The 5,979-nt window shown below is 64.5% G+C and carries 2 protein-coding genes and 3 pseudogenes; 1 reads left to right on the forward strand and 4 read right to left on the reverse strand.

Annotation, left to right across the window (positions count from 1 at the left end):
• From tadA to AC27IO_RS19170, 3 genes and pseudogenes are all read right to left on the reverse strand, one after another.
• Window positions 1-1,028: pseudogene (gene tadA / locus AC27IO_RS19160) on the reverse strand (tRNA adenosine(34) deaminase TadA); the annotation flags it as partial.
• Window positions 1,029-1,086: 58 nt separating this feature from the next.
• Entirely contained in the window at window positions 1,087-1,338 is a 252-nt protein-coding gene (locus tag AC27IO_RS19165) for a hypothetical protein (RefSeq protein ID WP_317354221.1), read from the reverse strand.
• 188 nt (window positions 1,339-1,526) lie between these two features.
• The gene (locus AC27IO_RS19170; RefSeq protein WP_498740230.1) at window positions 1,527-2,681 is read right to left on the reverse strand and encodes a branched-chain amino acid ABC transporter substrate-binding protein; all 1,155 of its coding nucleotides are present in this window, start codon (window positions 2,679-2,681) and stop codon (window positions 1,527-1,529) included.
• Between the two features lie 186 nt (window positions 2,682-2,867).
• Here AC27IO_RS19170 and AC27IO_RS19175 point away from each other — a divergent pair.
• A pseudogene (locus AC27IO_RS19175) lies at window positions 2,868-4,865 on the forward strand (peptidase U32 family protein).
• 492 nt (window positions 4,866-5,357) lie between these two features.
• On the opposite strand, the pseudogene AC27IO_RS19180 reads toward AC27IO_RS19175, so the two are convergent.
• Window positions 5,358-5,979: pseudogene (locus AC27IO_RS19180) on the reverse strand (hypothetical protein); the annotation flags it as partial.

Raw genomic sequence — 5,979 nt, forward strand, 5'->3', positions numbered from 1 at the left:
CGCGCTGCGGCCGGCCCCGGGCGCATTCCGCCTGCCACGCCTGCAGGCGATGGGGAACCGGCGCATCGGCGCCGGCGAGCCAGGTGTTCATGGCCAGCACGCCGTCGAACCGCCCGGGCAGGGCCATGGGCAGCGTCAGGCCCAGCGCCCCGCCCCAGCCCTGCACCACCAGCACGGCGTGGCGCAGGTCCAGCCGTTCGATCCATTCGATCAGCACCTGCCGGTGCCATTCGAAGCCGTGGGCGGCCTCTTTTTTTGGGCTTGTCGCTGCGGCCGAAGCCGATGAGATCGGGCACCACCACCCGGTCGCCCGCAGCGGTGAACACCGGCAGCATGTGGCGGTACAGGTAGCTCCAGGTGGGCAGGCCGTGCAGGCACAGCCAGGTGCGGGCGGCATCGCGCGGGCCCTCGTCCAGGTAGTGCAGGCGCAGGCCGGCGAGCGCAGGCAGGTCGCTCAGGTAGTGCGGTGCCCAGGGGTAATCGGGCAGGCCCGCGAAGGCGGCGTCCGGCGTGCGCAACGCGTCATCGCGCAGCGGGTGGGCCGACAGCGCCCGGGCACGCTGCTGGCTGCGCCGCTCGCGGAAAAAACCGCTGAGCAACTCGCCGCACTCCGGGGCCAGCACGCCGCGCCGCACCTGGGTGTGGTGGTTCAGCCGCGGCTCGGCGAACAGATCGACGACCGAGCCGGCCGCGCCGGTCTTGGCGTCCTGCGCCCCGTACACCACGCGCGGCAGGCGGGCGTGCAGCATGGCGCCGCTGCACATGGCGCAAGGCTCCAACGTGACGTAGAGGGTGCAGCCATCCAGCCGGTAGTTGCCCAGGCGCGCCGCCGCCGCCCGCAACGCGGCGATCTCGGCGTGCGCGGTGGGATCGTGGCCGGCGATGGGGGCGTTGCGGCCCGTGGCGATGACTTCGCCGTTGCGCACCACCACCGCGCCCACTGGCACTTCGCCCGCCTCGGCCGCAGCACGCGCCTCGGCCAGGGCGTGGCGCATCCAGCGCGCATCTTCTTCATCGGCCGAATCCATCATTTGCTATTATTTTTATAGCTATCAGGACATGGAAAACGCCGGCATGGGCCCGATTTCACTTGGATTCGTCTTCCGGCATGGGGCGGGCCTGCTGCATGAGCGCTTCCATCTGCTGCTTGACCTGTTGCTGCACCTGCTGGCTCTGCTCGCGCACGGTGGCGGCCGAGGCCCCGCTGGCCGGCGGCTGGGCGCCCGGCACCGCGATGACGGGCACGGAGGCGCGCGTGGCGCCCATCTGCTTTTTCACGAGGACGGCGACGATCGCCAGGGCCACGAGCAGGCCCACGAGTCCGAATCCCATGCGCATGGTCAGTTCTCCGTGTGTTGCGCGACCGGCGGCGGCCCGATGCCCTGCCACGCGCCGACTCACCCTGCGGCCCATTCACGGGGTCACGGGATCGAAATCGCACGGGGAGTGGCATCGGCGGCGCCGCCGGACAGAGCCGCCACTGTAACGAAGAACAGCGCGCTGGCGGGCGCGCTCGGGGTGCAGGATCAGTTCAGCGCCACCCGGGCATTCGCCGGGTAGTGGTACAGCGTCACGGCCGGCGCCGTCAGCTCGCCCTTGGGCGTGAACGCGATGTTCGCCGTCACGCCCTTGTACTGGGTCTTGGACAGGAATGGCGCGTAGACCTTGGGGTCCACCGAGTCGGCACGCTTCATCGCGTCCACCAGCACCATGGCCGCGTCGTAGGCGTACGGGCTGTAGATCTGGAACTGGCCGGGGAACTTGGCGTCGTAGCGCTTCTTCCATTCGGCGCCACCCTGCATCTTGGTGACCGAGGCCCCGCCCGTGGCGCAAGTCACGTTCTTGAGCACGGCCGCCTTGGACGACAGATCGGGCAGCTTCTCGGTGCACAGTGCGTCGCCGCCGAAATACTTCACCGAGCCCAGGCCCAGCTGCTCCATCTGGCGCAGCATGGGGCCAGCCTGGGCATCGAGGCCGCCGTAGAAGATGCCGTCGGGCTTCTTGGACTTGATGGCGGTGAGGATGGCCATGAAATCCGTGGCCTTGTCGTTCGTGAACTCTTCGGACACCACCGTCAGGCCCTTTTGCAGCGCCGTGGCCTTGAACACCGCCGCCACGCCCTGGCCGTAGGCCGTGCGGTCGTCGATGATCGCCACGGTCTTGAGCTTGAGGTGGTCCGCCGCGTAGAGGGCCAGCGCCGCGCCCAGCGCGCTGTCGTTGGCGATCAGGCGGAAGGTCGTCTTGTAGCCGGGCTTGGTGAGGTCGGGGTTGGTGGCCGCGGCCGTGATGTGGGGCAGGCCGCACTTGTCGTAGATGGACGAGGCGGGAATCGACGTGCCCGACTGCAGGTGGCCGACCACGCCCGCCACCTTCAGGTCGCACAGCTTCTGCGCCACGCCCGTGGCCTGGCGCGGGTCGCCGGCGTCGTCTTCGGCGGCCAGCTCGAAGCGGACCTTCTTGCCGCCGATCACCAGGTTCTGCGTGTTCAGGTCGTCCAGCGCCAGGCGCACGCCGTTCTCGGTGTCCTTGCCGATGTGGGCGATGCCGCCCGACAGGGGGCCGGCGTGGCCGATCTTGACGGTCTGCACGTCCTGGGCCATGGCGGCGCCGCAGGCCACCAGGGCCGCGCAGGCCAGCGCGGTGGACCGCAGGGAAAAACTCAGTCGGGAAGCGTTCAGCACTCTCAAAGTCTCCATCCTTGTCGTTGGAAAGCCGCCGGGGCCGGCGGCCAAGCGTGCGTATGCTAGCCGCGCCACGCACCGGTTCCGGGATAAATCGCACCAATTCAGTGCAGATTGCGGGGCATTCGCGCCGCTAATGCCGGCCCGGGTAGGCACCGGCAGCGCCCGCTGGGATAATCGCGCCCCATGTCCCTGCTGCCCCACCAGATCGAACTGCTTTCCCCGGCGCGCGACGCCGACATCGGCATCGAGGCCGTCAACCATGGCGCCGACGCCGTCTACATCGGCGGCCCGGCCTTCGGCGCCCGGGCCGGCGCGGGCAACGATCTGCGCGACCTGGAGCGCCTGGTGCGCCATGCGCACCGCTTCCACAGCCGCATCTTCGTCACGCTGAACACCATCTTGCGGGAGACGAGCTGGAAGGCGCACGGCAGATGGCCTGGCAGGTATACAACGCCGGGGCCGACGCGCTCATCATCCAGGACATGGGCCTGCTCGAACTGGACCTGCCGCCCATCCAGCTGCACGCCAGCACCCAGACCGACATCCGCACGCCCGAGAAGGCGCGCTTCCTGCAGGACGCGGGCCTGTCGCAGATCGTGATCGCGCGCGAGCTGGACCTGCAGGAGATCGCCGCCGTGCGCGCCGCCACCGACCCGGCGCGCACCACCATCGAATTCTTCGTGCACGGCGCGCTGTGCGTGGCCTATTCCGGCCAGTGCTACATCACCCATGCGCACACCGGCCGCAGCGCCAACCGGGGCGACTGCAACCAGGCCTGCCGCCTGCCGTACGAGGTGCTGGACGGCAGCGGACGCATCATCGCCCACGAAAAGCACGTGCTGTCGATGAAGGACAACAACCAGAGCGACAACCTGCGGGCGCTCATCGATGCGGGCGTGCGCAGCTTCAAGATCGAGGGCCGCTACAAGGACATGGGCTACGTGAAGAACATCACGGCGCACTACCGCAAGCTGCTCGACGAGATCATCGAAGAGCGCGAGTTCTCGGCCGAGCCGCTGGCGCGCTCGTCGTCCGGGCGCACCACGTTCACCTTCACGCCCGACCCCGACCAGAACTTCAACCGCGAGTTCACCGACTACTTCGTCAACGGACGCCAGGACGACATCGGCGCGTTTGACACGCCCAAGACGCCGGGCCGCCCCATCGGGTGGGTCACCAAGGTGGGCGAGAATTTTGCCGAACTCGAACTGTCCAGCCCGGACACCGTGCTGCACAACGGCGACGGCCTGTGCTACTACGACCTGCAAAAGGAACTGGTGGGCCTGCAGATCAACCGCGCCGAGGCCGTCAACGCCCGGAAAGGCCTGTGGCGCGTGTTCCCCAAGGACCCCATCGCCGGCTTCAAGGACCTGCGAAAGGGGCTGGAGATCAACCGCAACCGCGATATGGACTGGGTGCGCACCCTCGACAAGAAGTCAAGCGACCGGCGCATCGGCCTGTGGGCGCAGCTGTCCGAAACGCCCGACGGCTTCGACCTCACGCTGACCGACGAGGACGGCTTCGTCGGCAGCGCGGCGATCGTGCACCCGCACCAGCGCGCCACCGACGGACCCCAAGCCGAGGCCACGCTGCGCGAGCAACTCGGCCGCTTCGGCGCCACGGTGTTCTCCGTGCACGACATCGCCCTGAGCCTGTCGCAGCCCTGGTTCGTGCCGGCCTCGGCATTGAACCCGCTGCGCCGCGACGCGGTGGCCGCGCTCGAATCCGCGCGCGCCGCCGGCCTGGTGCGCCTGCCCCGCGCCGAGCCCGTCCAGCCCCCCCGCGCCCTTCCCCGAGGACACGCTCACCTATCTGGCCAACGTGTTCAACCAGAAGGCGCACGACTTCTACGTGAAGCACGGCGTGAAGGTGATCGACGCGGCCTACGAGTCGAAGGAAGAAGAAGGCGAAGTCAGCCTGATGATCACCAAGCACTGCGTGCGCTTTTCCATGAGCCTGTGCCCCAAGCAGGCCAAGGGCGTGATCGGCGTGAAGGGCACCATCAAGGCCGAGCCGCTGCAGCTCATCAACGGCAAGGAAAAGCTCACCCTGCGCTTTGACTGCAAGCCGTGCGAGATGCACGTGGTGGGCAAGATGAAGAAGTCGGTGCTCAACCAGCACGCGCGCGACATGCAGGCGGTGCCGATGCAGTTCTACCGCACGCGGCCTGTGGCGGTATAGCACCGTGGCAACGCGGCTTTGGCCGCCGCCGCATGCCCCGGGAAATTCGCCCCGGCTACAACCGACACCTACCAGCCTCAAATCGAGGGCCAGATAATCTGCGGCCCAGAACAGCCCGCGAGGTGCGGTTTTGCCTAAACGTCTTTCGCAAAAGAGTGGAAAACAGGATGATAAGCCAGGGGCGTTTAAGCGGCGATTTTAAATACAATCTTTAAAAATCGAACAGGCCACAATAAAATATATCACATAAAAACTTGGAACCAAGAAAACAGCAGCCACAAAGATTGACGAAAGCTTAAACCTCGTTATTGCAAACAAGCCAAAAAGGCGTCGCGACTGCCAGAACCAAATACTCCCTCTTTGGCAAAGCCTCAAGCCAACTCGTATTGTAATCAATGAAATACATTGAAAACACCGACAAGAAAATAATGGCGCAAAGATAAAACAGCAACTTCAACGATCCTATCGCCGTATCCAAAAATCGTTCTCTCATCATTTGACCTCGACTGTTCCAACAGGAGCAACAATATTGCTGATAGGCAAAGGATTACCATATCCAGGTGCCTGCCAGTTGCCCCCAGTGTTCAGCGTTGGAGGAACTGCTCCAGCTCTCTGTATGACACCAGACACATACGAGTTGCTATTGTATGTACCGGGATCCATTTGCCCATCCTGCGTCCCAGGAATTAGAGAGACGTTAGGCTTGGAATACGGAAGGCAATTACAGTATTCTTCCGATGCCTTCTTCAGCTTCTTGAGAAACTCACAATCCGTCATTCCTTCCGGCTTCTGAATGGCCTGCCTTACATCTATGCCCTTTGAATCTCCAGGATAGTTGGAACGCGATACAAGATAGCCATTCGCAAAGTTTCCAGAAGGTTGGCCTCCAAGAGTCTTTACACCAGCAAGATCACAATTCGCGTCATCTGGTTTAAGTTCAATGGCAAGATGATGCGAATTCGGATTGGTCAACTTCCCCACTGGACCGGCAGCTGGATGACCCACAATATTGGCCTCTAATCCTAGCGGGTCAATCATGGTAATGGGTTGATTTGTATAGAGATATAAATTTCTACCCCCATTTAGGCCAATCGGATCCTGCGTGATGTACTGC

Source organism: Acidovorax sp. KNOB132 (assembly GCF_057541515.1).